The sequence below is a fragment of the Vibrio sp. 99K-1 genome, assembly GCF_013114585.1.
In the GTDB taxonomy this organism is placed as follows: domain Bacteria; phylum Pseudomonadota; class Gammaproteobacteria; order Enterobacterales; family Vibrionaceae; genus Vibrio; species Vibrio chagasii_B.
The window spans coordinates 44,902-68,565 of the sequence record NZ_VTXF01000014.1; the positions used below are offsets into that span (position 1 = coordinate 44,902).

Annotated in this window: 17 protein-coding genes; 7 read left to right on the forward strand and 10 right to left on the reverse strand. The window is 46.3% G+C overall.

Features of this window, described 5'->3' with window-relative positions:
• Nucleotides 1–152: 152 nt before the first annotated feature.
• Nucleotides 153–1,619 (forward strand): dihydrolipoyl dehydrogenase, encoded by a 1,467-nt coding sequence (locus F0228_RS12530; protein ID WP_171762287.1) that lies wholly within the window; start codon nt 153–155, stop codon nt 1,617–1,619.
• 527 nt (nt 1,620–2,146) lie between these two features.
• On the opposite strand, the gene F0228_RS12535 is transcribed toward F0228_RS12530, so the two are convergent.
• Nucleotides 2,147–2,494 (reverse strand): RidA family protein, encoded by a 348-nt coding sequence (locus F0228_RS12535; RefSeq protein WP_004737155.1) that lies wholly within the window; start codon nt 2,492–2,494, stop codon nt 2,147–2,149.
• Between the two features lie 87 nt (nt 2,495–2,581).
• On the opposite strand from F0228_RS12535, the gene F0228_RS12540 reads away from it, so the two are divergent.
• On the forward strand, nt 2,582–2,830 hold the full coding sequence (locus F0228_RS12540) for a DUF3624 domain-containing protein (protein ID WP_105057654.1): 249 nt from the start codon (nt 2,582–2,584) through the stop codon (nt 2,828–2,830).
• Between the two features lie 233 nt (nt 2,831–3,063).
• Here F0228_RS12540 and argH read toward each other — a convergent pair whose 3' ends face one another.
• The 4 genes from argH to argC form a co-directional block, all read right to left on the reverse strand.
• Nucleotides 3,064–4,938, reverse strand: a complete 1,875-nt coding sequence (argH, locus tag F0228_RS12545; RefSeq protein ID WP_004737153.1) for an argininosuccinate lyase — start codon at nt 4,936–4,938, stop codon at nt 3,064–3,066.
• A gap of 346 nt (nt 4,939–5,284) precedes the next feature.
• A complete protein-coding gene (locus F0228_RS12550) occupies nt 5,285–6,496 on the reverse strand; it encodes an argininosuccinate synthase (RefSeq protein WP_116871576.1) in 1,212 nt (403 codons plus the stop codon).
• Between the two features lie 113 nt (nt 6,497–6,609).
• The gene (argB, locus tag F0228_RS12555) at nt 6,610–7,398 is read right to left on the reverse strand and encodes an acetylglutamate kinase (RefSeq protein WP_116871575.1); all 789 of its coding nucleotides are present in this window, start codon (nt 7,396–7,398) and stop codon (nt 6,610–6,612) included.
• 12 nt (nt 7,399–7,410) lie between these two features.
• A complete protein-coding gene (gene argC, locus F0228_RS12560; RefSeq protein ID WP_017063685.1) occupies nt 7,411–8,415 on the reverse strand; it encodes an N-acetyl-gamma-glutamyl-phosphate reductase in 1,005 nt (334 codons plus the stop codon).
• Nucleotides 8,416–8,569: 154 nt separating this feature from the next.
• On the opposite strand from argC, the gene argE reads away from it, so the two are divergent.
• The 3 genes from argE to F0228_RS12575 all read left to right on the forward strand — a co-directional run bounded on the left by argE (nt 8,570) and on the right by F0228_RS12575 (nt 13,483).
• On the forward strand, nt 8,570–9,706 hold the full coding sequence (gene argE, locus F0228_RS12565; protein ID WP_171762288.1) for an acetylornithine deacetylase: 1,137 nt from the start codon (nt 8,570–8,572) through the stop codon (nt 9,704–9,706).
• A 251-nt stretch (nt 9,707–9,957) separates the two neighbouring features.
• Complete coding sequence (gene ppc / locus F0228_RS12570; RefSeq protein ID WP_171731011.1) at nt 9,958–12,594, forward strand: phosphoenolpyruvate carboxylase; 2,637 nt, start codon at nt 9,958–9,960, stop codon at nt 12,592–12,594.
• Nucleotides 12,595–12,943: 349 nt separating this feature from the next.
• Nucleotides 12,944–13,483 carry a PadR family transcriptional regulator gene (locus F0228_RS12575; protein WP_008219678.1) on the forward strand — a complete coding sequence of 180 codons (540 nt, stop codon included), beginning with the start codon at nt 12,944–12,946 and terminating at the stop codon, nt 13,481–13,483.
• Nucleotides 13,484–13,606: 123 nt separating this feature from the next.
• Here the strand turns inward: F0228_RS12575 and metF are convergent, their stop codons facing one another.
• The 3 genes from metF to F0228_RS12590 all read right to left on the reverse strand — a co-directional run bounded on the left by metF (nt 13,607) and on the right by F0228_RS12590 (nt 18,378).
• Nucleotides 13,607–14,506: a methylenetetrahydrofolate reductase gene (gene metF, locus F0228_RS12580; RefSeq protein WP_004737146.1), complete on the reverse strand. Its 900-nt coding sequence runs from the start codon at nt 14,504–14,506 to the stop codon at nt 13,607–13,609.
• Nucleotides 14,507–14,782: 276 nt separating this feature from the next.
• Entirely contained in the window at nt 14,783–17,194 is a 2,412-nt protein-coding gene (locus F0228_RS12585; RefSeq protein ID WP_061033613.1) for a bifunctional aspartate kinase/homoserine dehydrogenase II, read from the reverse strand.
• 2 nt (nt 17,195–17,196) lie between these two features.
• Complete coding sequence (locus F0228_RS12590) at nt 17,197–18,378, reverse strand: O-succinylhomoserine (thiol)-lyase (protein ID WP_171731009.1); 1,182 nt, start codon at nt 18,376–18,378, stop codon at nt 17,197–17,199.
• 208 nt (nt 18,379–18,586) lie between these two features.
• Here F0228_RS12590 and metJ point away from each other — a divergent pair, with 208 nt between their 5' ends.
• Nucleotides 18,587–18,907, forward strand: coding sequence for a met regulon transcriptional regulator MetJ (gene metJ / locus F0228_RS12595; protein WP_004415993.1), 321 nt, complete (start codon nt 18,587–18,589; stop codon nt 18,905–18,907).
• 179 nt (nt 18,908–19,086) lie between these two features.
• Here the strand turns inward: metJ and F0228_RS12600 are convergent, their stop codons facing one another.
• Together F0228_RS12600 and rpmE are read right to left on the reverse strand one after the other, a co-directional pair.
• Complete coding sequence (locus F0228_RS12600) at nt 19,087–20,376, reverse strand: malic enzyme-like NAD(P)-binding protein (RefSeq protein ID WP_008219668.1); 1,290 nt, start codon at nt 20,374–20,376, stop codon at nt 19,087–19,089.
• Between the two features lie 333 nt (nt 20,377–20,709).
• On the reverse strand, nt 20,710–20,928 hold the full coding sequence (gene rpmE, locus F0228_RS12605; protein ID WP_004737142.1) for a 50S ribosomal protein L31: 219 nt from the start codon (nt 20,926–20,928) through the stop codon (nt 20,710–20,712).
• 331 nt (nt 20,929–21,259) lie between these two features.
• Here rpmE and priA point away from each other — a divergent pair, with 331 nt between their 5' ends.
• Nucleotides 21,260–23,461, forward strand: a complete 2,202-nt coding sequence (gene priA, locus F0228_RS12610) for a primosomal protein N' (protein WP_061033611.1) — start codon at nt 21,260–21,262, stop codon at nt 23,459–23,461.
• Nucleotides 23,462–23,664: the final 203 nt, after the last annotated feature.

A 23,664-nucleotide genomic window follows, 5' to 3' on the forward strand; every position in this document is an offset into this window, starting at 1 on the left:
AATCAAGCTTGTGGCTCGCATTAACCACAGTCACAAGCTAAACCTAATAAAACAGAACCACAAAACTGACCCGCTATCCTGACTCACTAAAAACATCACATGAGTTGGAGGGGTTCGTTCAAACTAAATTCAGCCATTGCGAGAAAATTATTATGAAACAAGTCAATGTAGATGTAGCAGTTATCGGGGGCGGTACGGCAGGTCTAGGATCATACCGCGCTGCAAAAGCACACACTGACAGTGTCGTGATGATTGAAGGCGGCCCTTACGGTACAACCTGTGCTCGTGTTGGTTGTATGCCATCTAAACTGCTTATTGCAGCTGCGGAAAGCGTACACCAAATCGAGAAGGCTCCGGCTTTTGGCGTTCACCCACAAGGCGATATCGTAATTAACGGTCGTGAAGTAATGAACCGAGTGAAGTTTGAACGTGACCGTTTTGTTGGTTTTGTTTTAGAAGGCGTCGATGAAATCCCAGAGCAAGACAAGATCTCTGGCTACGCAAAATTCTTAGACGACAACACACTGCAAGTTGATGACCACACGGTGATCACGGCAAAGCGTATTGTTATCGCAACCGGCTCTCGCCCTGCATACCCTGCCGTTTGGAATGAACTTGGCGACCGCCTAATCATTAACGATGACGTTTTCAGCTGGGATGACTTACCAGAATCAGTTGCCGTATTTGGCCCTGGTGTCATTGGTTTAGAGCTTGGTCAGTCGCTGCACCGCTTAGGTGTGAAGACAAAACTGTTCGGTTTGGGTGGTCAAGTTGGCCCAGTAACTGACCCAGAGATCATGGCTTACGCAGATAAAGCCTTTAACGAAGAGTTCTATCTCGATGCCGACGTGAAAATCGAAAGCATGAAGCGCATTACCACTGAATCGGGTGAGCCACGTGTCGAAATCCAGTTCATCAATAAGCAAGGTGAGCTAGAAACCAACATCGTTGAGTACGTATTGGCAGCAACAGGTCGTCGTCCTAACACAGACAAACTTGGCCTAGAGCATACCTCTCTTGAGCTTGATGAGCGTGGTGTTCCAATCGCTGACCACTACACGCTTCAAACATCGCTTCCATCAGTATTCATTGCGGGTGATGCGAGCAACCAACTGCCTCTATTACATGAAGCAGCAGACCAAGCTCGTATTGCGGGTGATAACGCAGGTCGCTTCCCTGAGATTCGTGCAGGCCTTCGCCGCTCTAAAATCTCAGCGGTATTCTCTGACCCACAAATCGCGATGGTTGGTGAGACTTACAAAGAGATCACCACACGCTTAGGTACATGTGGTTGTTTCGCAACGGGTGAAGTGTCTTTCGAGAACCAAGGCCGTTCACGAGTGATGCTACGCAACAAAGGTATTCTGCACGTTTACGGCGAGCAAGGTACTGGCCGCTTCCTTGGTGCTGAGATGATGGGACCAAACGCAGAACACTTGGCGCATTTGTTAGCATGGGCACACCAAAACAAGATGACGGTTTCTGAGATGCTAGACATGCCGTTCTACCACCCAGTAATCGAAGAGGGTGTACGAACAGCGCTGCGTGACCTCAACGCGAAACTGCACTTAGGTCCAGAGATGGTGAAACACTGTCTAGACTGTGGTCCAGGTTGTTAATCTCGGTGGATTGAAACAGAACGCATAGATTAGATACTAAAAAGGAAAGCCGTTGGCTTTCCTTTTTGTTTTTTGGCAACGAACAGATTCCCGACTACGCTCCTTCGTCGCTTTCGGGAATGACGTTGATTTATTTAAGCCACTAAACCACTACTTAATCCGTCATTCCAGAACTGAGGGACGAAGTATCTAGAGTCTCTGTCACACGTAAACAGAGATTCCCGACTACGCTCCTTCGTCACTATCGGGAATGACGTTGATTTAGTTAAGCAACTAAGTCCAAACTTAATCCGTCATTCCAGAACCGAGGGACGAGGTATCTGGAATCTCTGGTCACATATAAATAGAGATTCCCGACTGCGATCCTTCGTCGCTTTCGGGAATGACGATGCTTTTGAACACAGCCAACCCGTAGCCCAATAAGAACAACGCATCAACGAATCAAAAATTAACTCGTCATTCCAGAACTGAGGGACGAAGTATCTGGAATCTCTTAAAACCGTTACTTATCACTAAATGCGAGAGAATTACTTCTCAGCTGCAATCACAGAGATCTCAACTAGTAGTGCTTCACGAGCCATGTCGCCAGTCACACATGCGCGAGCTGGAGCGTGGCCTTCTGGAACCCATGCATCCCAAACTGCGTTCATTTCTTGGAAATCTTTCATGTCTTTCAAGTAAATGGTTGCTGACAGCATGTGCTCTTTGTCGCTGCCTGCTTGCTCAAGTAACGCTTCTACTTTATCTAGCATCGTCTGTGTTTGCTCTGTAATGCCTTTTGTTGCATCCGCACAAACTTGGCCACATAGGTAGATAGTACCGTTGTGTTTAACAATACGGCTCATGCGTTGCTTGGTTTCTTGGCGCTCAATCATCGATCTTCTCTCTCTATGTCACCGTGATCCAATATCTTGTGACGTGGTATTATCAGGGCAACAAGCATAACGCGAATCAAGCCCAAGATGACATGTCTTCATTGCAATAAAAATGAAAAAATCTTCAACAAACTCGGTCGCTGCCAACGTTGTATGAATCAGCTCACTGTGTTGTCGATATTGAGTTGGGGAGTATGGTGGCTGTTTTTCCGGGAAGATCCGAAAACCATCAACGCCATCGCTTTGATAATGGCGGCTTTCGCGTTTAGTGGCTTATTGTCGCTGCATTGGATAATGAAGTTTGTGGTGCTGCCTTTAAGGAACAAAAAGCGTTAGCAGAAGTGTTTGTTGGATAGGCGACAATAGTTAGATACTAAGTTCAATTATCGAGCTCTTACCTTTCGCCAAACGGCAGATAGAAAAAAGCCCCAAAACCAATCGGTTTTGGGGCTTTCTTAGAAAATTCTAAGAAAAAGCAGTGGTACTTTAATAGACCGGGCTTTTCTTAGTTTGTTCCCAAAAAAGATCGGATTTTTGATCTTTTTTTTAGGGACCATAAAATCAATGCCTTATGCAACATTCACCTTAGCAATAATCTGCTCGACCAAGTTCACTTCCAAAGCCACTTCATCACACGCATGTTGACGAGGACACTGGTCGCAATCTTTCAGTACCTTCTCAGGTAGCAGAGATTTCGATGTTGGTAAGAAATCATGCTTCATAAAGAACTCAGGCGTACGAGTCAGTACAAACACTTTCTTAATCGCCATTTGGCGTGCTTTCTCAACCAAGTGCTGAACAATCGCGGTGCCCTGCCCTTGACCTTGCCAGCCAGCTTCGACCCCCAGTGAACGGATTTCCGCTAAACCAGAGTCATACACATAGAGCGATGCACAACCAGTCACTTCACCATGATGTTCTGCGACGGCGAAGGAGCCGATATCACGCACCAGTTCATTACGAGAACGAGGTAGGTTTTCACCCATGTTCGCCCAGTAAGCCACCATGCCTTCCAACGCTTCAATGTCAGTCAAACGAGCAGGACGAACCTTAACGATAGAGGTATCACGCTGCGCCAAACGCTTCTCAGCTTGGTCCACCGCGTAAGCCACTTGCTTCGGTGATACACCACCTAGCGCACTACGTTTTTCAAGACACGATTCAATGGTCAGGATGTCGTACACATCTTCTTCTATCACCTCAGAGAACTCTTTCATCTCTGCAATGGTTAACTCTTCTAGAGCGCAGCCTTTCGCGATCGCCGCAACGACGGTTACGCCTACGATATGGTGAGCTTCACGGAAAGGAATACCTTTCGCTACTAAGTAATCAGCTAGCTCCGTAGAGTTTGCATAACCTTGCTTCGCTGCTTCAAGTGTACGCTCGCCGTTCACTTTGATGCCGTCAAAACACAACGCCGCCATTTCCATACAGTCATTCCAAGTGTCTAAAGCGTCGAACAGACCTTCTTTATCTTCTTGCATGTCTTTGTTGTAAGCCAAAGGCAGTGCTTTCACCGTCATCATCATGCCAGCAAGTGACCCGTATACACGGCCTGTTTTACCACGGATAAGCTCTAATGCATCCGGGTTTTTCTTCTGTGGCATCAGAGATGAACCTGATGTCACGGTATCCGCTAACTCGATGAAGTTTGATTCACCAGAGTTGTAGAAAATCATATCTTCCGCAAGACGCGAAAGGTGAAGCATAGAGATAGAAGCGATCGACATCAGCTCCATCACATGATCACGGTCAGATACTGAATCTAGAGAGTTGCGCGTTGCACGACGGAAACCTAAGTTGTGAGCTAACTCTTCACGGTCCATCGGGTAAGCGGTTCCCGCAAGGGCACCAGAACCCAGCGGACATGTATCTAGACGCTTAATTGCATCATTCAAACGCGAGTAATCACGCTCAAACATTTCAACGTAAGCCAAACACCAGTGAGCAAACGTTACTGGCTGAGCACGTTGTAAGTGAGTGTAGCCAGGAAGCACAGTACCTTGATGCTGAGAAGCAACATTAACCATCTGACTCTGCAGACGATCAAGCGCTAGCAGCAGTTGGTTACCTTGCTGACGACACCATAGTTTCAGGTCTGTCGCCACTTGGTCATTACGAGAACGGCCAGTGTGAAGCTTTTTACCCAAATCACCGACTTTGCCGATAAGTTGTTGCTCAACCCAGCTGTGAATGTCTTCTGCATCAGAACGTAGAATCTGTTCAGGATCTTCCATTACCTCAAGTTTTAGCTCATTCAGCGCTAACTCAAGCTTCTGCTGTTCTTCTTCTGTTAATACGTTGACCGACAGTAGAGCTTTAGACCAGGCAATTGAGCCCACAATGTCTTGCTCAGCCAATCGGTAATCAAAACGAAGGGAATCGTTAAAATCTTTGAACCGGGTGTCTGCTGCTTGGGTAAATCTACCGCCCCATAATGCCATTGTGTATCTCCTAATTGCACAGTGCTCACTGTTTTTGCAAATGATAATTCTGATTAAGATTCAGTATTTTTCTGATGGTTTAAACTTACGGCAATTCAAAATGAAAATAAAGTATTAATTCATTTTTTTCACATATTTATTCACCAAGAGGCTCATCCATGATTCTTTACAGCCTAGAGCGCGAATTATATGCCATCCAATAGTAAAAACCGAAGCTGATTTATTAGGCGATTAGAAAGTAAAAAGCCCACTCACTAATCAATAGTGAGTGGGCTTTGCATAATCATGTCTGTTTACTGGCCTTCAACATTTCAGTGAAGGCTAGCTCACTAACTCATTGTTAGTATTACTTTTGGCTATTCAAAGCACGGATACGGCTGGATAGCGAGTAAAGGCGGATGAAGCCTTCAGCATGGCTTTGGTCGTAAACTTCATCTGCACCAAAGGTTGCAAACTCTTCTGAGTATAGGCTGTTGTCAGAACGCTTCTGAGTCACCGTTGCGTGACCTTTGTATAGCTTAACAACTACCTCACCGTTAACGTCTTGCGCTAGTTCTTCTGTCGCAGCAAGAATTGACTTACATAGTGGAGTGAACCAACGACCGTCGTATACAAGATGAGAAGCTTTAACACCTAGCTCTTCACGGAATTCAAATGCCGCTTTATCAAGAACCAGTTGCTCAACTGCACGCAGTGCTTCCATCATGATAGTGCCACCCGGAGTTTCGTAACAACCACGCGACTTCATACCTACAAGACGGTTTTCTACGATATCGATACGACCAACACCGTGCTTAGCACCTTTCTCATTTAGGTAAACCAGTGCGTTGTATGGTGTCATTGTTTCACCATCAACCGCTACCACTTCACCTTTTTCAACTTTAAGCGTTACTGTTTCAGATTCGTTTGGTGCTTGCTCAGGATCCACTGTCCAAGCCCAGCAATCTTCGTTTGGCGCATTCCATGTATCTTCTAGAACGCCACCTTCTGTAGAGATGTGCCATGCGTTTGCGTCACGAGAATAAATCTTAGTCAGAGAAGCAGTACAAGGGATGTTACGTTCAGCTAGGTAATCCAGACACTCTTCACGGCTCACTAGATCCCACTCACGCCATGGTGCAATTACGTGTAGGTCTGGTGCTAGTGCAGCGAATGCACCTTCAAAACGAACTTGGTCATTACCTTTACCCGTACAACCGTGACACAGTGCATCTGCACCTACTTTACGCGCAACTTCAACCTGTGCTTTAGCAATGATTGGACGAGCCATCGACGTACCTAGAAGGTATTTGCCTTCGTAGTAAGCACCGGTTTTTAGCGTTGGGAAGATGTAGTCAGCGACCATCTCTTCTTTAAGGTCAGCGATGTAACACTCAGAAGCACCCGAAGCTTTTGCTTTCTCTTCAATGCCTTCTAGTTCTTCAGCACCTTGGCCAACATCCGCGACAAACGCCACTACTTCACAGTCATAGTTCTCTTTCAACCATGGGATGATTACTGATGTGTCTAGACCGCCAGAGTAGGCTACTACAACTTTCTTTACGTTAACTTTGCTCATTTTCTTTCTCCTAGTTTCCATACTGCACATGGCGGTCAGCGTTGGAAATGACTTCATAATTATATGTTTATTTAATTTGTCTAAATTCTTTAAGTAGTGACTCGCAGTGAGGCCTACTGAGGTAAAAACTGTGTTCCTATGCTTTTACCTGAAAACAGTTGTGTTAGCTTTTCTGGGTATCGCCACGTAGCGACTTCGATTGGTCGTCCAAGGTCGTTAGCAGCTTCTAGTGCGGCTTGAACCTTCACGATCATGCCGTCAGTAATCACTTTCCCTTCGATAAGCTCATCAGCTTGCTGCTGGTTAAGGCTTGGAATTAGGTGACCTTTGCCATCTAGTACGCCACTTACATCAGAAAGCAGTACCAGCTCAGCATCAAGTGCACCAGCAACGGCTACTGCTGCTTGGTCTGCATTCACATTCATCAGTTGTCCTTGCTCAGTAAGACCAATTGAACTAATAATTGGCAGTGCGCCCGCATTAAGAATCGCTTGCAGAACGGTTGAGTCGCCCGGCTCCGCTTTTCCTACCGCGCCCAGTTCAGGGTTCAGTTCACTCACTTTGCATAAACCACCGTCTGCAAGGCTCAAACCAACGGCATTGATACCGTCTTTAATCGCCTGACCTTGAAGTAGTTTGTTGGCCGTGCCTGCTAGTGCACCAGCGATCACAGGGATCTGGTCATAAGGAGTAACACGTAGCCCTTCTTTCTTAACGGTTTCGAGGTTCAACTTATTCATCAAATCATCAACAAGGTAACCGCCGCCGTGAACAATCACGATTGGTCGTTGTGCCTGTTGTTGGTAAGCAGAGATAGCACCAAATAACTTGCTAAGTGTTTCACCACAAGATAGCGCAGCGCCACCTAACTTTATGATTAATGGTTGATTATTAAGGCTCATATCTAGATTTCCTTACACTAACGCAGTTAATGGCGCAAAACCATAACGTAAATTCAAACACTGCATCGCTTGGCTAGATGCACCCTTTAATAAGTTATCAATCGCTGAAACAACGATGATGTGCTGACCTTGAACCTTCCAACCTAAGTCGCAGAAAGGCGTCTGCTCTACATCTTGAATTCTTGGCAATGTCTCTTCGAGTAATCTCACCGCAGGTTTACCTTGGTAAGCTTGCTCAAAGGCATCTTGTATCTGTTGCTCTGTCACGCCTTCAGCCAATTTCATTGTGATGGTCGCCAAAATACCGCGCTTAAAGTTGCCGAGGTGCGGAGTGAAAATCACATCACATCCTAAATGTGCTGCCATTTCAGGTTGATGACGGTGATTGAATACGCCGTAAGCTTGCAGGCTCACTTCGCAGAAGCTGTTGACCATGGTCGCCTTACGACCCGCTCCAGTAACCCCGCTGGTCGCGTTAATCACAGGCCACTGGTTCTCGTCCAGTAACTTAGCTTCAACTAAAGGCTTAATCGCCAGTTGTGATGCCGTTGGGTAACAACCTGCGACTGCAACAAGCTGAGCTTCTTTAATCTCTTGCTCATTCCATTCCGCTAAACCGTAAGCCGCTTTATCTAGCCACTGTTCATGTTGGTGTTCAAAGCCGTAAAACTCTTGGTAGAAGTTTTCGCCTTTAACTCTAAAAGCACCTGATAGGTCGAATACTTGGCAATCATTCTCTAGAAAGATAGGAGCTAGGTCATGACTCACTTCATGTGCTGTCGCTAGGAAAATCACATCAGACTGCTTTGCCACTTCTTCTGGATTCGTTAATGGCTGTACTGGCATATCAATCAAGCCCGCTAACTTACCGTGCAGTGCTGCAATAGGTTTACCTGCGTCTACACTATTGGCTGAGACATACAAACCTGATAGCGTGAGCTCAGGGTGTCTGTTTATCATTAGAGCCAGTTCTGCTCCTGTGTAGCCGCTTGCGCCAATGATCGTGGTTTTCAACATCTCAACACATCCATTTCTGAGGTAAGTTACATTTCAAAATTTGACTATTCATACTTAATTTTTAGCTTTATTTGATTTCTTATGCATTAAATATGATTTAATATGTGTTTTACCGACTTATAGTTTTCCTGTCAATAGTAGAAGTGAAGATATTATGCAATTACCGAGTTTCCTTGAGGTCTATAAAGGCCTAATTTCCACCGACTCTATTAGTTCTACGGATCCAAGCTGGGATCATGGCAACGAGAAAGTGATCGAAAAAATGGCTCAATGGTTTAAAGATCTGGGCTTTAGCGCAGAAGTCGTGGAAGTTGAGCCTGGCAAGCATAATATGATCGCAAAAATGGGCTCAGGCGAAGGCGGCTTATTGCTGGCTGGACATAGTGATACCGTGCCATTTGATGAAGGGCGTTGGAATTTCGACCCTCACGCACTGACAGAACACAACAATCGCTTCTACGGATTAGGTACTGCCGACATGAAAGGCTTTTTCGCCTTTATCTATGAAGCAGTAAGAAAGATGGATTGGAGTAAACAGGCGAAGCCACTTTATGTATTGGCAACCTGTGATGAAGAGACCACCATGCTAGGTGCGCGTCATTTCACTGAAAACGCACCGTTTAAACCGGATTACTGCATCATTGGTGAACCGACCAGCCTAGTACCGATTCGCGGGCACAAAGGTCACGTGGCGAATGCAGTGCGCGTAACCGGTAAATCAGGTCACTCTTCAGATCCAGCATTTGGCGTTAACGCTATCGAAATCATGCATGAAGTGCTGTTTGCTTTGATGCAGCTGCGCGACAAATTAATTAAAGAGTACCACCACCCAGGGTTCGCTATTCCAAGCCCGACACTAAACCTAGGTCATATTCATGGTGGTGACAGCGCTAACCGTATTTGTGGTTGTTGTGAACTGCACTACGACGTGCGCCCTTTACCGGGTATCAGCTTAGACGGTTTAGATAACATGCTGCGCAGCGCACTCAAAGAAGTGGAAGCGAAGTGGCCGGGCAGAATTGAGATTACGCCACTGCACGAACCTATCCCAGGTTACGAGTGTCAGCACGACCACCCATTTATCGGCGGCATGGAATCCGTTTGCGAAACTGAATCACAAACCGTGAACTACTGTACCGAAGCACCTTTCCTTCAAGAACTTTGCCCAACCTTAGTTCTGGGTCCGGGCTCAATTGACCAAGCTCACCAACCGGATGAATTCTTAAGCTTTGATTTTATCGACCCAACGATTGACGTACTGAGTAAATCTATTCGTAAATATTGTTTCTAGTTATTGCCACCCTTGCGATACTTTTTTATAAAAGCTGCCCTAAAAGGTGGCTTTTATTCTGTTATCCCTGCCAAAGCCTGATCTTGTAATTAAATTTCACTTTATTCCGAAGTCTTGGGAAATTTACTTCTCCCGCATTTCGAAAACTAATAATTGCAAACTTAGAATGCTTTATTTGACTAGATACAGCAGTTTTCGCTAGATTGTGTACTTAACAAGGAACAATGGATGTAATTTTTTTACGAGGCAGGATGACAATGAACGAGAAATACGCCGCTCTCAAGAGTAACGTAAGCATGCTGGGACGCTTGCTAGGTAACACAATCCAAGATGCACATGGTGACGTTATCTTAGAGAAAGTGGAAACTATCCGTAAACTTTCCAAATCCGCCCGCGCAGGCAACAAAGCTGACCGTGACAGCCTAGTTGAAGAAATCAAAAACCTGCCGAACGAACAACTCACTCCTGTTGCTCGTGCATTTAACCAATTTCTCAACCTCACCAACATGGCAGAGCAATACCACACCATCTCTCGCCACTGTGAGGAGCATGTTTGCGAACCAGACGTGCTGCAATCTCTATTTTCCAAATTAAACCAAAACGACATCAGCAAGCTAGATGCAGCTCAAGCTGTTCGCGACCTGAACATTGAGCTCGTTTTGACTGCACACCCAACAGAAATCACTCGTCGCACCATGATCAACAAGCTGGTGAAGATCAACGAGTGTCTGTCTAAATTAGAATTAAGCGACCTATCACACAAAGAGCGCGTGAAAACCGAACGTCGCCTAGAGCAACTTATCGCTCAAGGTTGGCACTCTGATGTGATTCGTCAGCAACGCCCAACACCACTTGATGAAGCTAAATGGGGGTTTGCGGTTGTAGAAAACTCGCTATGGGAAGCTGTGCCTGATTTCCTGCGTGAAATGGATGGTCGACTTAAAGGCTACCTTGGTGAAGGCCTGCCGATTGATGCACGTCCAGTTCACTTCTCATCTTGGATGGGCGGTGACCGCGATGGTAACCCATTCGTAACGCACACTATTACCAAAGAGGTTCTGCGCCTATCTCGCTGGAAAGCCGCTGACCTTTACCTAGGTGACGTAAACGAGCTGATTACCGAACTGTCGATGACCAAGTGTAATGATGCGGTTCGTGAACTAGCCGGTGATGAGCACGAAGCTTACCGTGCAATCCTGAAGAACCTACGCACTCTACTGAACAACACGCTAGAAGTGCTGGATGCAAAACTGCATGACACCGAGGTTCCGAAGAAAGAAACACTACAGAACATCGACCAACTTTGGACACCGCTTTACGCCTGTTACCAATCACTGCACGAATGTGGCATGGGCGTAATCGCGGATGGCTCCCTACTGGATACCCTGCGCCGCTTAAAAGCATTCGGTGTGCACCTAGTACGTCTCGATGTTCGTCAAGAAAGTACCCGTCACTCAGATGTGCTGTCTGAACTGACTCGCTACTTAGGCATTGGCGATTATGACCAATGGAGCGAGCAAGACAAGATTGCTTTCTTAACCAATGAATTGAGCTCTAAGCGCCCGCTGCTTCCTCGCGATTGGGAGCCATCTGAACAGGTTAAAGAGGTTTTAGACACCTGTAAGGTCATTGCTGCTCAACCTCGTGAAGCCTTCGGTGCTTACGTGATTTCTATGGCGCGTACAGCATCAGATGTACTGGCTGTTCACTTGCTACTGCAAGAATGTGGCTGCCCATACCGCATGGACGTGTGCCCACTGTTCGAAACGCTAGACGACTTGAACAACTCAGAAGCAGTAATGAAACAGCTAATGAGCATCGATTTGTACCGTGGCTTTATCCAGAATCACCAAATGGTGATGATCGGATACTCTGACTCAGCGAAAGATGCGGGTGTAATGTCTGCTGGTTGGGCTCAATACGATGCAATGGATAAGCTAGTTAAGGTTTGTGATGAAGAAGGCATAGAACTGACTCTATTCCACGGTCGTGGCGGTACGGTTGGTCGTGGTGGTGCGCCAGCGCACGCCGCTCTTCTTTCTCAGCCACCTAAGAGCTTGAAAGGCGGTTTACGTGTAACTGAGCAAGGCGAAATGATCCGCTTTAAGCTTGGCTTGCCAGATGTTGCTGTAAACAGCTTCAACCTTTACGCAAGTGCGATTCTAGAAGCGAACCTTCTGCCGCCACCAGAGCCAAAACAAGAGTGGCGTGACCTAATGGAAGTGCTGTCTCAAGTCTCTTGTGAGGCTTACCGTAACGTGGTTCGTGGCGAAGAGAAATTTGTTCCTTACTTCCGTCAAGCGACACCTGAACTGGAGCTAGGCAAACTGCCTCTTGGTTCTCGCCCTGCGAAGCGTAACCCGAACGGCGGCGTAGAAAGCCTACGTGCGATTCCATGGATCTTCTCTTGGAGCCAGAACCGCTTGGTACTTCCTGCATGGTTAGGTGCTGGTGAAGCGATTCAATACTCAGTTGACCAAGGGCATCAAGCGCTACTTGAAGAGATGTGTCGTGAATGGCCATTCTTCTCAACTCGTTTGGGTATGTTGGAAATGGTGTACTCGAAGTGCAACATGGAAATTGCGAAGTATTACGACCAACGTCTTGTTGACGAAGAGCTATTGCCTCTGGGTGAGTTACTGCGTGAGCAGCTACAAAAAGACATCAAAGCCGTACTCAATGTAGAGAACAACGAGAACCTGATGCAGAGCGACCCTTGGGGGCTTGAGTCGATTCGCCTACGTAACATCTACGTAGAGCCATTGAACATGCTTCAAGCTGAGCTGCTGTACCGTACTCGTAAGTGCGAAACACCACCAGCTGAGTTAGAAGAGGCGCTAATGGTGACTATTGCAGGCATTGCTGCAGGCATGCGAAACACCGGTTAATTAGTGATTTCTACTATAAGATAGACAAAAGGTCGCCTCGTGCGACCTTTTTATTTCAACAAAATGACCATGATGAGTTTTTTATCAGTTTTTTGGGTTATTTTATCCATGTATTCTACTTTATGCTTATTATTTAGATATACTACTGCTCCACTGCGGAAACACTCAAAAATCATAATCTGCAGTACTTTGACCAATAAACTGGTCGACCTAGGTGATAAACGGCTTTGTAAGGTGACATAACCAACCCATGAGTTGGTACAACTTAAACATAACCAATATAACGTGCCACTAGAAGCACACTTGATGTTTAAGTATTTGTTTACTGTTTACCATTTGGATTTCAGACATGTCATTACCACACGTAATTTTAACCGTTCTAAGTACACGCGACGCTACTGGTTACGATATCACAAAAGAATTCTCTGCAAGCATCGGTTACTTCTGGAAAGCTAGCCATCAACAAGTTTACCGTGAGCTAAATAAAATGGCTCAGAACGAACAGGTAACTTGCGTGCTTGAACCTCAAGAAGGCAAACCTGATCGTAAAGTTTACTCTATCACCGATGCTGGCCGTAGTGCTCTGGGTGAATGGTTTGAACAGCCGACTGCACACCCAACGGTTCGTGACGAATTCTCAGCTAAGCTAATGGCTTGTGCTGTACAACCTTCTGACGCGTACCGTGTACAACTTTCTGAACTTGTAGAAGAATCTCGCAAATTGGTTTCTCATTACCGTGAAATCGAAGCGGCTTACTACGCAACACCAGCAACGCTAGACAAGCAAGCTCGTCTTGAGCGTCTAACGCTTCGTCGTAACCTACTTATCCGTGAAGCATGGATTGTATGGGCTGAAGAAGTACTGCTTGAACTTGGTGCTATCGCTTAAGCAGAAGCTAGAAGCTAGAAGTTGATAGAAAAATAAAAGGCTTGAACTCTTAGAGTCCAAGCCTTTTTTGTATCTATAGGATTTGAATTAAACAGCGATGCTTTACAGGAGCTTAAGCTTTACTTAAAGCGCAGCGACTTGCGGACGAACACCTAACGTGTGGCAAAGTGCGTAAGTCATTTCTGCACGGTTTAGCGTGTAGAAGTGGAAGTCTTTCACACCTTCACGGCTCAGTGTACGAACCATATCAATCGCTTGGCTAGCACCAACAAGCTGACGAGTCGTTGGATCATCATCCAAGCCTTCAAATTGCTTCGCCATCCAGCCTGGTACTTTTACGTTATTCATCGCAGCAAAGCGAGACGCTTGCTTAAAGTTAGAAACTGGTAAGATACCCGGTACAATCTCAACATCAACGCCAGCCGCTACACAGCGGTCACGGAAACGTAGATAGCTCTCTACATCAAAGAAGAACTGAGTGATGGCACGGTTTGCACCGGCATCCACTTTACGTTTTAGGTTGATAAGATCTGATTGAGCGCTTTTCGCTTCAGGGTGAACCTCTGGGAATGCCGCCACTGAAATATCAAAGTCGTGACGAGACTTGAGTAGCTCAACGAGGTCAGATGCGTACATCTCAGGCGCTCCGCCACCTGGTGGAATATCACCACGCAGCGCAACGATACTCTCAATGCCATTTGCCCAGTAATCGTCAGCAATTTGAATCAGCTCTTCGCGACTCGCATCAATACACGTTAGGTGCGGCGCAGCAACTAGACCTGTTTGGTTCTTGATTTCTTTAATGATTGAGTGGGTACGGTCACGCTCACCCGAGTTTGCACCGTAGGTCACTGATACAAATTTTGGTTGAAGCGTTTTAAGACGGTGAACAGAATTCCACAGGGTCTCTTCCATCTTTTCACTGCTTGGTGGAAAAAACTCAAATGACACATTGATGTTGTCAGAAAGCTCAGCGATATTCTGATTTAAAGCGTCGATATGACTAGCGTGTGTGTATCCCATCTTACTCTCCCTGTGGCAAAAGCAACCACTAAAATCTCAAATCCTCAAACGACGTTTAGACGTCTATATGTCCACAGGATGTATTGAATACGATTTAATGTCAACAGATCCATTATGAATTTTTTTCAAGTAGATCGTGAGTAAAACTCAAGTCGTTAGATGGGTCGCAAAGCAGAAATAAGGAAGAAAAAAGGCTGAGAAACACATCGTGCTTTCAGCCTTATTTATCTTAGTGAATAGTATGCTATTTAAGTGCCATAGCAAATGATTTGAGTATTAGAACAGGCTCGACATTCGGTTCAAATCAGACTGAATTGCACCAGCCGTCACTTCACGTCCAGCACCTGGGCCACGAATAACCAATGGGTTATCTTTGTACCATTTACTCTCAATCGCAAAGATATTGTCGCAAGGCAGCAAGTTCGCCAGAGCGTGCTCTTTCGATAACGCTTCAACACCTACGGTTGCTTTGCCGTTCTTCTCTAAACGCGCGACGTAACGTAGTACCTTTTGCTGAGAATGCGCTTTCTCCAAACGCTCAGCCAACTCCTCACTCAGCACAGAAGCTTTGTCAAAGAAGTCATCCACCGATAGGTCTTGCAGCTCTTCAGGGACCAGTGATTCCACTTTTACGTTTTCAGGTTCGATATCTAAGCCCGACTCACGAGCCAGAATAACCAACTTACGCATCACGTCTGAACCATCGAGGTCAGCACGAGGGTCTGGTTCTGTCAGGCCTTGTTGCCATGCTAAATCCACCAGCTCGCTGAACGGCACCGTGCCATCAAACTGCTGGAACAACCAAGACAAAGTGCCTGAGAAGATACCCGACAGCGCAATAATATCGTCGCCACTTTCACGTAGGTCACGTACCGTGTGGTTAATTGGTAAGCCCGCACCAACGGTCGCGTTGTACAACCAGTGACGGCTGATCTTAGCAAACGCATCTTGAACCTGATGGTAATACTCGCTTGATGCGGAGCCTGCCACCTTGTTCGCCGAGATCAAGTGAATGCCTTGCTGAGCAATCTGTAGATACTTTTCTGCAAGAGCTTGGCTGGCAGTAACATCCAAAACCACAGCTTCGTCGTAGCCCTGAATAGAGCCTAAACGCTCCAGCCAGTCGTTTCCATTGTTAGCAATCGCTTCGTCATCAAAGCGCTCACCGACAGAGGTTGCATCAATACCTTGGTCGTCGAACCAATAGGTTTGGCTATCAACCACAGCAACCAATTCAAAGTTCATTCCGCGACGCTTTTCGAGCTCAGCCTTTTGCTCAGCAAACAGGCTTAACCAGCTTGAACCAATGTTACCCTTACCACACAAGGCAATCGCAACACGCTTCTGCGCTTGGAATAGTTGAGAGTGAATGCCCTTCACTAGGCTCGATGTTTCACTCTTACGAATCACTGCCACTAAACTCAGACCAGAGTTCGCTTCAGAGATAAACTCAACCGATGAACTCTTTAGCTGCTGATAAAAACCGTAGCAGTGGTTCGGGTTCTTCGTTACGCCCGCACCTACAGCAGCAATAAGAGAGAAGCCCTCTTTCAGCTTAATCTCAGCTTCAATAGCGTGATCTTGCAGGTACTCTAGAGCGCCACCAGCGATCTCTTCTGTATACGCGAGACGCAAGCAGTGTTGATCCGGTTCTAGCTCATAGGCAAGTGGCTCTAGTTGAGCACGCTTAAGCCCTTCAAGCACTTCACTTTCTAAGCGGTCGAAATCGTGCCCGTGACCAAACGTCAGTTGCACGATAAGCACTTCATCCAGAGAGGTAATGATTTTTGCACCGCGACCCGATGCCAGAACACGCTCAATTTGAGTCGAACCAGATTCTGGCTGATAGCTGCAACGCAAGCTCAGATCCATCGCACTTTGCGCGACTGGCTGTAGTGTGCGGCTATGAAGCACAGGTGCGGCAAGACGAGCGAGTTCACTTGCTTCATCAAGACGAAGTAGAGGCAGTAAACACGCATCCGACACCAAGCGAGGGTCAGCACTGTATACACCTGCTACATCACTCCAAATCGTTACGCGATCCACTTCAGCTAAAGCGCCAATCACGGTTGCTGAATAGTCTGAACCATTGCGACCAAGTAATACGGTTTCACCTTCAGTGTTTTGCGCCATAAAGCCGGTAATCACCACACGACAATGGGCATGTTGCGCTAACGCTTCTTTAATCAGAGGATAAGAACGAGCACGATCCACTTCAGGCTGAGCGCCCACTTCTGCACGTAAGAAAGCACGAGCATCTTGTGCGACAGCTTGTAAATCATGTTGACACAACAAAGCAGCTAACAGACGTGAAGACCAAACTTCACCGTGACCTAGGACTTGTGCTTTTTGTGCTTCGCTTAGAGGAGCCGTTAGCTCGCCCAAAGCGGTAAATTCTTGTTGGATAGTCGCCGTAAGTTGCTCTGCAGGCTCACCTTCAAGCAGTGCTTCAATCAGTTCAAGCTGGAACTGACGAAGGGTTTGTAGGCACTCATGAGCAATACGCCCATCTTTATCAAGCGCTTCTACAAACTCAATCAAACGGTTAGTGGTTTTGCCTGCTGCCGAAACAACCACTAAGTCTGTTGCTGATGAATACTCTCTAAGAATGTTGACCACGCGTAAGTAACACTCAGGGTCTGCTAAACTGCTACCACCAAATTTATGTAGCTGGCGAAAGGTTGCCATTGTTACCCCTCCCCTTCAGCGATAAAGCCTTGTGTTTTTTCAAACGCTTGCTTGAGGTCATCAATCAAGTCTTCAGCATCTTCAAGGCCAACAGAAAGACGCAGCAACTGTTGAGAAACGCCCGCTTCTGCCAGTGCTTCTTCACCCATCGCACGGTGCGTCATCGACGCAGGGTGACAAATCAAGCTTTCAACACCGCCCAGCGACTCCGCCAAAGAGAACAGCTCTAACTTATCGACAAAGTACTTAAGCGCCTCGAATGAGCCCGCAAACTCAAAACTCAGCATTGAACCAAAGCCAGACTGCTGCTTCTTCGCGATATCATGACCTGGGTGTTCAGGAAGGCTTGGGTGGTAAATAGTACCAACGAGATCTTGCTGCTGCAGAGACGCCAGAATTTCACATGAACTCTCTTCGTGAACTCGCATACGAGCACCTAACGTACGAATGCCACGTAGCGTCATGTAGCTATCAAATGGTGTGCCGGTCGCACCAATACAGTTACCCCACCATGCTAGCTCTTCAGCGTGCTCTTCTGTTTTAGTGATCACCACACCACCAATCACATCTGAATGTCCGTTGATGTATTTAGTAGTTGAGTGGATAACAAAATCCGCACCCAGCTCTAAAGGCTTTTGGAACACTGGTGTCAAAAACGTATTGTCGACAGCAACCAGAGCACCAACCTCTTTCGCTTTACGGCAAGTTTCTGCAATATCAACTACACGAACTAAAGGATTCGATGGTGTTTCAATTAAGATCAACTTTGGCTTAAGCGCGATCGCCGCATCCAGTGCCGCTTGATCCGATTGATCAACAAACAGAACTTTGAAGTCACCTTTTAGTGAGCGAGTGTTAAACAGACGGTAAGTACCACCATAGCAGTCGTGTGGTGCGACAATCAGATCATCACTGCCTAAGAAAGCAGAAACCCATAAGTTAAGTGCAGAAGTACCGCAGTTAGTAACCACTGCACCTTTGCCCGATTCAAGCTCAAACAGTGCCGTTTCTAATAAACCGCGGTTTGGGTTACCTGAACGGGTGTAATCGTACTTTGGCACTTCACCAAAAGCGGGAAACCCATAGTTAGTCGAAAGATAAATAGGTGGGACAACGGCATGGTGTTGCGTGTCTGACTCGATACCAGTACGTACTGCGATTGTTGCTGGCTTCCGGCTGCTCATAGGTGCTTCCTTACAAGTTTTGCGTCTGAGAATCACAGCTGCTTGTCGGCATTTTGCGGCTGTGTTAGATATATGTTATTCACTTTACTTTCATAAACGTGAGACGTCAACACTTCTAGACGTCTATATGTCTTTGCTTATGGCGGTAAATCCCGCTAAAATCACCACTATTAATTTAATCTAACAACTAAAGTGATGAAGGTACGCAATGGCCGACTGGAATGGTGAATACATAAGCCCATATGCTGAGCATGGAAAGAAAAGCGAACAAGTAAAGAAGATTACAGTTTCTATCCCTTTAAAAGTGCTAAAGGTGCTTACTGACGAGCGTACTCGCCGCCAGATCAACAACCTGCGCCATGCAACAAACAGTGAGCTACTGTGTGAAGCTTTTCTACATGCGTACACAGGCCAACCACTGCCAACAGATGAAGACCTTCGTAAAGACCGCCCAGATGATATTCCTGCTGAAGTGAAAAAACTGATGACAGAGATGGGCATCGAGTTCGAAGCGTTTGACGAAGAATAACAATAACTCAGTCACTGCCTTCAATATTGATTCGCTTTAGCTGAATGCTCACATTACTGATTCGTCTTATCAGTGTTCTGTGAATAAGAGACATAAAAAAACCGACTCCAGATGAGTCGGTTTTTATTATTTGTGCTCTATGGAGCAACCGCTATAACAAGCGACTACGCCATATGCTGCTATGCCATGTAGTTAGCAGGCATCTCGATACGCGCAACGCCAGATTCAACGGCCGCTTCTGCTACTGCTTTCGCTACGCGAGGAAGTAGACGTGGGTCCATTGGCTTAGGAATGATGTAACCCTTACCGAACTCAAGTGACGTCTCACCCGCAGCTTTTAATACTTCCGCTGGCACTTCTTCTTTCGCCAGTTCACGAATCGCTTTAACCGCTGCTAGCTTCATTTCGTCATTGATTTCGCTTGCACGCACATCAAGTGCACCACGGAAAATGAATGGGAAACAAAGTACGTTGTTCACTTGGTTAGGGTAATCACTGCGGCCTGTACCCATAATAAGGTCAGAACGAACTTCGTGAGCAAGCTCTGGCTTGATCTCTGGATCTGGGTTTGAACATGCAAATACAACTGGCTTATCAGCCATTAATGTTAGTGCTTCTGCCGGTAGCAGGTTAGGACCTGATACGCCCAAGAATAGATCAGCACCTTCGATAACATCTTCAAGCGTACGCTTATCTGTGTTGTTTGCGAATAGCTCTTTGTATTCATTCAGATCATCACGACGAGTGTGGATCACACCTTTACGGTCAAGCATGTAGATCTTCTCACGCTGAGCGCCACACTTAATCAGTAGCTCCATACAAGCAACCGCCGCTGCGCCAGCACCTAAACAAACGATCTTACACTCTTCAAGCTTCTTACCTTGAAGCTCGATCGCGTTCAGCATACCTGCTGCTGTTACGATCGCTGTACCGTGTTGGTCATCGTGGAATACAGGTACATCACAACGCTCAATCAGGCGACGTTCAATTTCAAAACAGTCTGGTGCTTTGATGTCTTCTAGGTTGATACCGCCGAATGTATCTGCGATGTTCGCAACTGTATCGACAAACTCATCGATTGTGCGGTGTTTTACTTCAATATCGATAGAATCTAAACCAGCGAAACGCTTAAACAGTAGCGCTTTACCTTCCATTACTGGTTTAGAAGCAATTGGACCAAGGTTACCTAGGCCAAGAATCGCTGTACCGTTAGAGATAACTGCAACCATGTTGCCTTTACCTGTGTACTTGTAAACGTTATCTACGTTCTGTGCGATCTCACGAACTGGCTCAGCCACACCTGGGCTGTAAGCAAGTGCTAGGTCTTCTGCAGAGTTTGCAGGCTTCGTCAGCTCAATGGCAATTTTGCCAGGAATTGGGAACTCATGATAATCAAGAGCTTGCTGACGGAATTGTTCTTGAGGTGATAATTCTTGAGAGGATTGATCTTGGCGGCTGTCTTCAGACATAGGTGTAGGTTCCTAGGATATTATTATTTGGGGGATCTTGTTCATGTTAATGGATGTACTTCAAAGTTCCTAGGTGGTTGAAGCCTCTGTCTCATTAAAAAACGAGATTTCACTACTAATAAGACCAGTGAGCAGTTGAAATTACTGTCGCTTGTTGAACTTTCGTGCGGATTTACAGTGGTGAGCGATAAGCCAAGAATGACCCGATAATATTCAGTTAAGCGGCTTACTGTTGAAGAGAGTGAAAGCTTGAAGGGAAAGTTTGTATTTTCTCGAATTTCAGGCAACAAAAAAGGACACCGAAGTGTCCTTTTTATGTCTAAATAGCGAGAATTACTTCTTGCTAGAAAGAGCACCGAAACGCTTGTTGAAGCGATCAACACGGCCGCCTGTATCTACGATACGTTGCTTACCAGTGTAGAACGGGTGACATTTGTCACATACGTCTAGGTGGATTGATTCTTTTGCTAGCGTTGAGTTGAACTCAAAAGTGTTGCCGCAAGAACAAGTAGCAGTAACTGCTTTGTATTCTGGGTGGATTCCAGCTTTCATGGGATAACCTCAAGTAGGCCGTGTCGCTATACGATTCTAAGCCGCACACCACACGTAGTTTAAAAAAGAAATAAAGACACCGCTCATCACTAAAGCGCGACGAAGCCATACCTTTAAGGCGCAGTATAGTAATGAATCTGTGAAGTAGGATCAACTGATTTGATACATTTTTCGCCAATATCGGCATTATTTCCTTTGCTGACTGTGATTCTTGGCTTGGCCCCAACCTCACCCGCTTCTCTGCCACATCACATTCAAACTGCTTCTCGAATTTAACCGCCTTATCCTTTAGACTGTTCGCTCTCGTCAATTCAGATAAAGCCGTCCCTTTATGCGTCCAATGATTGCCCGTGTGGCGCTGCCTGTTCCACTCGACAAGCAGTTCGATTACAAGATTCCAAACCACCTATTCCCGATTATTGGTGGTCGAGTCTCTGTGCCTTTTGGACGACAAACCTTAACTGGGATTGTCACGGCTCTAGTTAACGAATCCGAATTCGAGCTAGATAAGCTCAAGCCAATAAAAGCGCTATTGGATAACCAACCTGTTTGGCCTGAATCTGTCTACTCACTATTAACCTGGTGCAGTCAGTTCTATCAGTACCCTCTTGGCGAAACCTTTGCTAATGCGCTACCGAGTGCTTTACGCAAAGGCAAAGCAGCAGACTTCGCAACACTCGTCGAATGGCAGCTAACGCCATCAGGCCGCGACCAACTGATGCAAGGATTTGGTCGCGCCGTTAAGCAAGCCAAAGTGATGCACATGCTTGAGCACGGTCCCGTACCTCATCAAGAGTTCATTGATGAAGAAGTGGCTAGCGCCGTACTCAAGACGCTAGAAGAAAAAGGCTGGATTGAATCGGTTGAGAAAAAGCCGAAGCGCCAACCTTGGCCTGCCGAGCTCGAAAACGACCAAGACAAACCTAAGCTCAATGAAGAGCAAGCCATCGCAATTGCAACAGTAAATAGTCAAAACAACTTTGGTTGCTTCCTTCTCGAAGGTGTCACAGGTTCAGGTAAGACCGAGGTCTACCTGAATATGATTAAGCCGATTCTTGACCAAGGTAAACAAGCGTTAGTGCTAGTGCCAGAGATCGGCCTAACACCGCAAACCATTAACCGCTTTAAGCGACGCTTTAATGTGCCTGTTGAGGTTATCCACTCTGGTTTAAACGATTCAGAGCGACTGAACGCTTGGCTATCGGCTCGCGATAAGATTGCAGGCATTGTGATTGGTACCCGTTCGGCTTTGTTCACACCGTTTGCAGATTTGGGCATTATTATTGTCGATGAAGAGCACGACGCCTCTTACAAACAACAAGATAGCCTGCGCTACCATGCGAGAGATGTGGCGATCATGCGTGCGCACAAAGCGCAGATTCCAGTAGTATTAGGCTCAGCAACGCCAGCCTTCGAAACCCTGCACAACGCGCAAATAGGTAAGTACAGTCACCTGACTCTGACTTCACGTGCGGGTGTCGCGTTGCCAACCACCAATAAAGTGTTGGATGTGAAAGGCGAATATCTGGAAAGTGGTTTGTCCGCGTCACTCATTGCCGAGATGCAACGCCACTTAAAATCAGGTAACCAGGTAATGCTGTTCCTCAACCGCCGCGGCTTTTCTCCAGCATTAATGTGTCACGATTGCGGTTGGACAGCCGAGTGTAAGCGCTGCGACGCCTACTACACCTATCACCAATACAGCAATGAAATGCGCTGCCACCACTGTGGCTCGCAGCAGCATATTGTGCATAACTGCCAAGGCTGTGGTTCAGCAAACTTGGTAACGGTTGGTGTGGGTACAGAACAGTTGGAAGCACAACTTGGTCAGCTATTCCCGGAATACAAAACCATTCGTATTGACCGAGACAGCACTCGCCGTAAAGGCAGTTTAGAGAGCGCGCTTGAATCGATTCGCAAAGGTGAATACCAGATTCTTATCGGCACCCAGATGTTAGCTAAAGGCCACCACTTCCCTGACGTGACACTCGTGGCGTTATTGGATGTCGATGGCTCTTTATACAGCAGTGACTTCCGAGCCTCTGAACGCCTTGCTCAGCTATTCATTCAAGTGGCGGGGCGCGCAGGTCGTGCAAGCAAGCCTGGTGAGGTGATCTTACAAACGCACCACCCGGAACACGGCTTACTGCAGGCGCTACTGCATAAAGACTATCACCACTTTGCTCAAACGGCCTTAGCAGAGCGCAAACAGGCGATGTTGCCGCCTTACACCTTTATGACGCTGTTCAGAGCAGAAGCGAACGACACGCGCTTAGTGGAAGAGTTCTTACGTCAGGTACGTCATACACTGGAATCTCATCCACTGTTTGACCAATATTGCATGGTATTAGGGCCAACTCCAGCACCATTGGCTAAGCGAGCGGGTAAAGCTCGATGGCAGTTAATTCTACAAACACAGACTCGCTCATTAATGCAGAAGCTATTAATGAGTGCCAAGCCAGCAATTAATATGTTACCCGCTGCGAAAAAAGTTCGTTGGTCACTCGATATAGAGCCGCAGGATTTGAGCTAAACCCCTTTGGGTTAAAACTAATGATAAGTTTGTTCACAAATATTTCATATTTCTCGTGAGCAAGTTCACACGAGTCATGCGATTTTTGTTAATCTAGCCGTAACTTTACGCAGATGAAACGAATAAAATATTGCAATAAAAAAAGTGTTAGCAACACTTTCATAATATCTATTCGATTACATTTATTATTCACGCCTTAGATA

Excerpts from the sequence above, each read along its gene's own strand:
- rpmE (WP_004737142.1), bottom strand. The coding sequence starts at position 20,928 with ATGAAAGCTGGAATCCACCCAGAATACAAAGCAGTTACTGCTACTTGT.
- argH (WP_004737153.1), bottom strand. The coding sequence starts at position 4,938 with ATGGCATTATGGGGCGGTAGATTTACCCAAGCAGCAGACACCCGGTTC.
- metF (WP_004737146.1), bottom strand. The coding sequence starts at position 14,506 with ATGGGATACACACACGCTAGTCATATCGACGCTTTAAATCAGAATATC.
- F0228_RS12575 (WP_008219678.1), top strand. The coding sequence starts at position 12,944 with ATGTCATTACCACACGTAATTTTAACCGTTCTAAGTACACGCGACGCT.
- F0228_RS12585 (WP_061033613.1), bottom strand. The coding sequence starts at position 17,194 with ATGGCAACCTTTCGCCAGCTACATAAATTTGGTGGTAGCAGTTTAGCA.
- ppc (WP_171731011.1), top strand. The coding sequence starts at position 9,958 with ATGACAATGAACGAGAAATACGCCGCTCTCAAGAGTAACGTAAGCATG.
- F0228_RS12540 (WP_105057654.1), top strand. The coding sequence starts at position 2,582 with ATGACATGTCTTCATTGCAATAAAAATGAAAAAATCTTCAACAAACTC.
- argB (WP_116871575.1), bottom strand. The coding sequence starts at position 7,398 with ATGAGCCTTAATAATCAACCATTAATCATAAAGTTAGGTGGCGCTGCG.
- F0228_RS12530 (WP_171762287.1), top strand. The coding sequence starts at position 153 with ATGAAACAAGTCAATGTAGATGTAGCAGTTATCGGGGGCGGTACGGCA.
- metJ (WP_004415993.1), top strand. The coding sequence starts at position 18,587 with ATGGCCGACTGGAATGGTGAATACATAAGCCCATATGCTGAGCATGGA.
- argC (WP_017063685.1), bottom strand. The coding sequence starts at position 8,415 with ATGTTGAAAACCACGATCATTGGCGCAAGCGGCTACACAGGAGCAGAA.
- F0228_RS12535 (WP_004737155.1), bottom strand. The coding sequence starts at position 2,494 with ATGATTGAGCGCCAAGAAACCAAGCAACGCATGAGCCGTATTGTTAAA.
- F0228_RS12590 (WP_171731009.1), bottom strand. The coding sequence starts at position 18,378 with ATGAGCAGCCGGAAGCCAGCAACAATCGCAGTACGTACTGGTATCGAG.
- argE (WP_171762288.1), top strand. The coding sequence starts at position 8,570 with ATGCAATTACCGAGTTTCCTTGAGGTCTATAAAGGCCTAATTTCCACC.
- F0228_RS12600 (WP_008219668.1), bottom strand. The coding sequence starts at position 20,376 with ATGTCTGAAGACAGCCGCCAAGATCAATCCTCTCAAGAATTATCACCT.
- priA (WP_061033611.1), top strand. The coding sequence starts at position 21,260 with ATGCGTCCAATGATTGCCCGTGTGGCGCTGCCTGTTCCACTCGACAAG.
- F0228_RS12550 (WP_116871576.1), bottom strand. The coding sequence starts at position 6,496 with ATGAGCAAAGTTAACGTAAAGAAAGTTGTAGTAGCCTACTCTGGCGGT.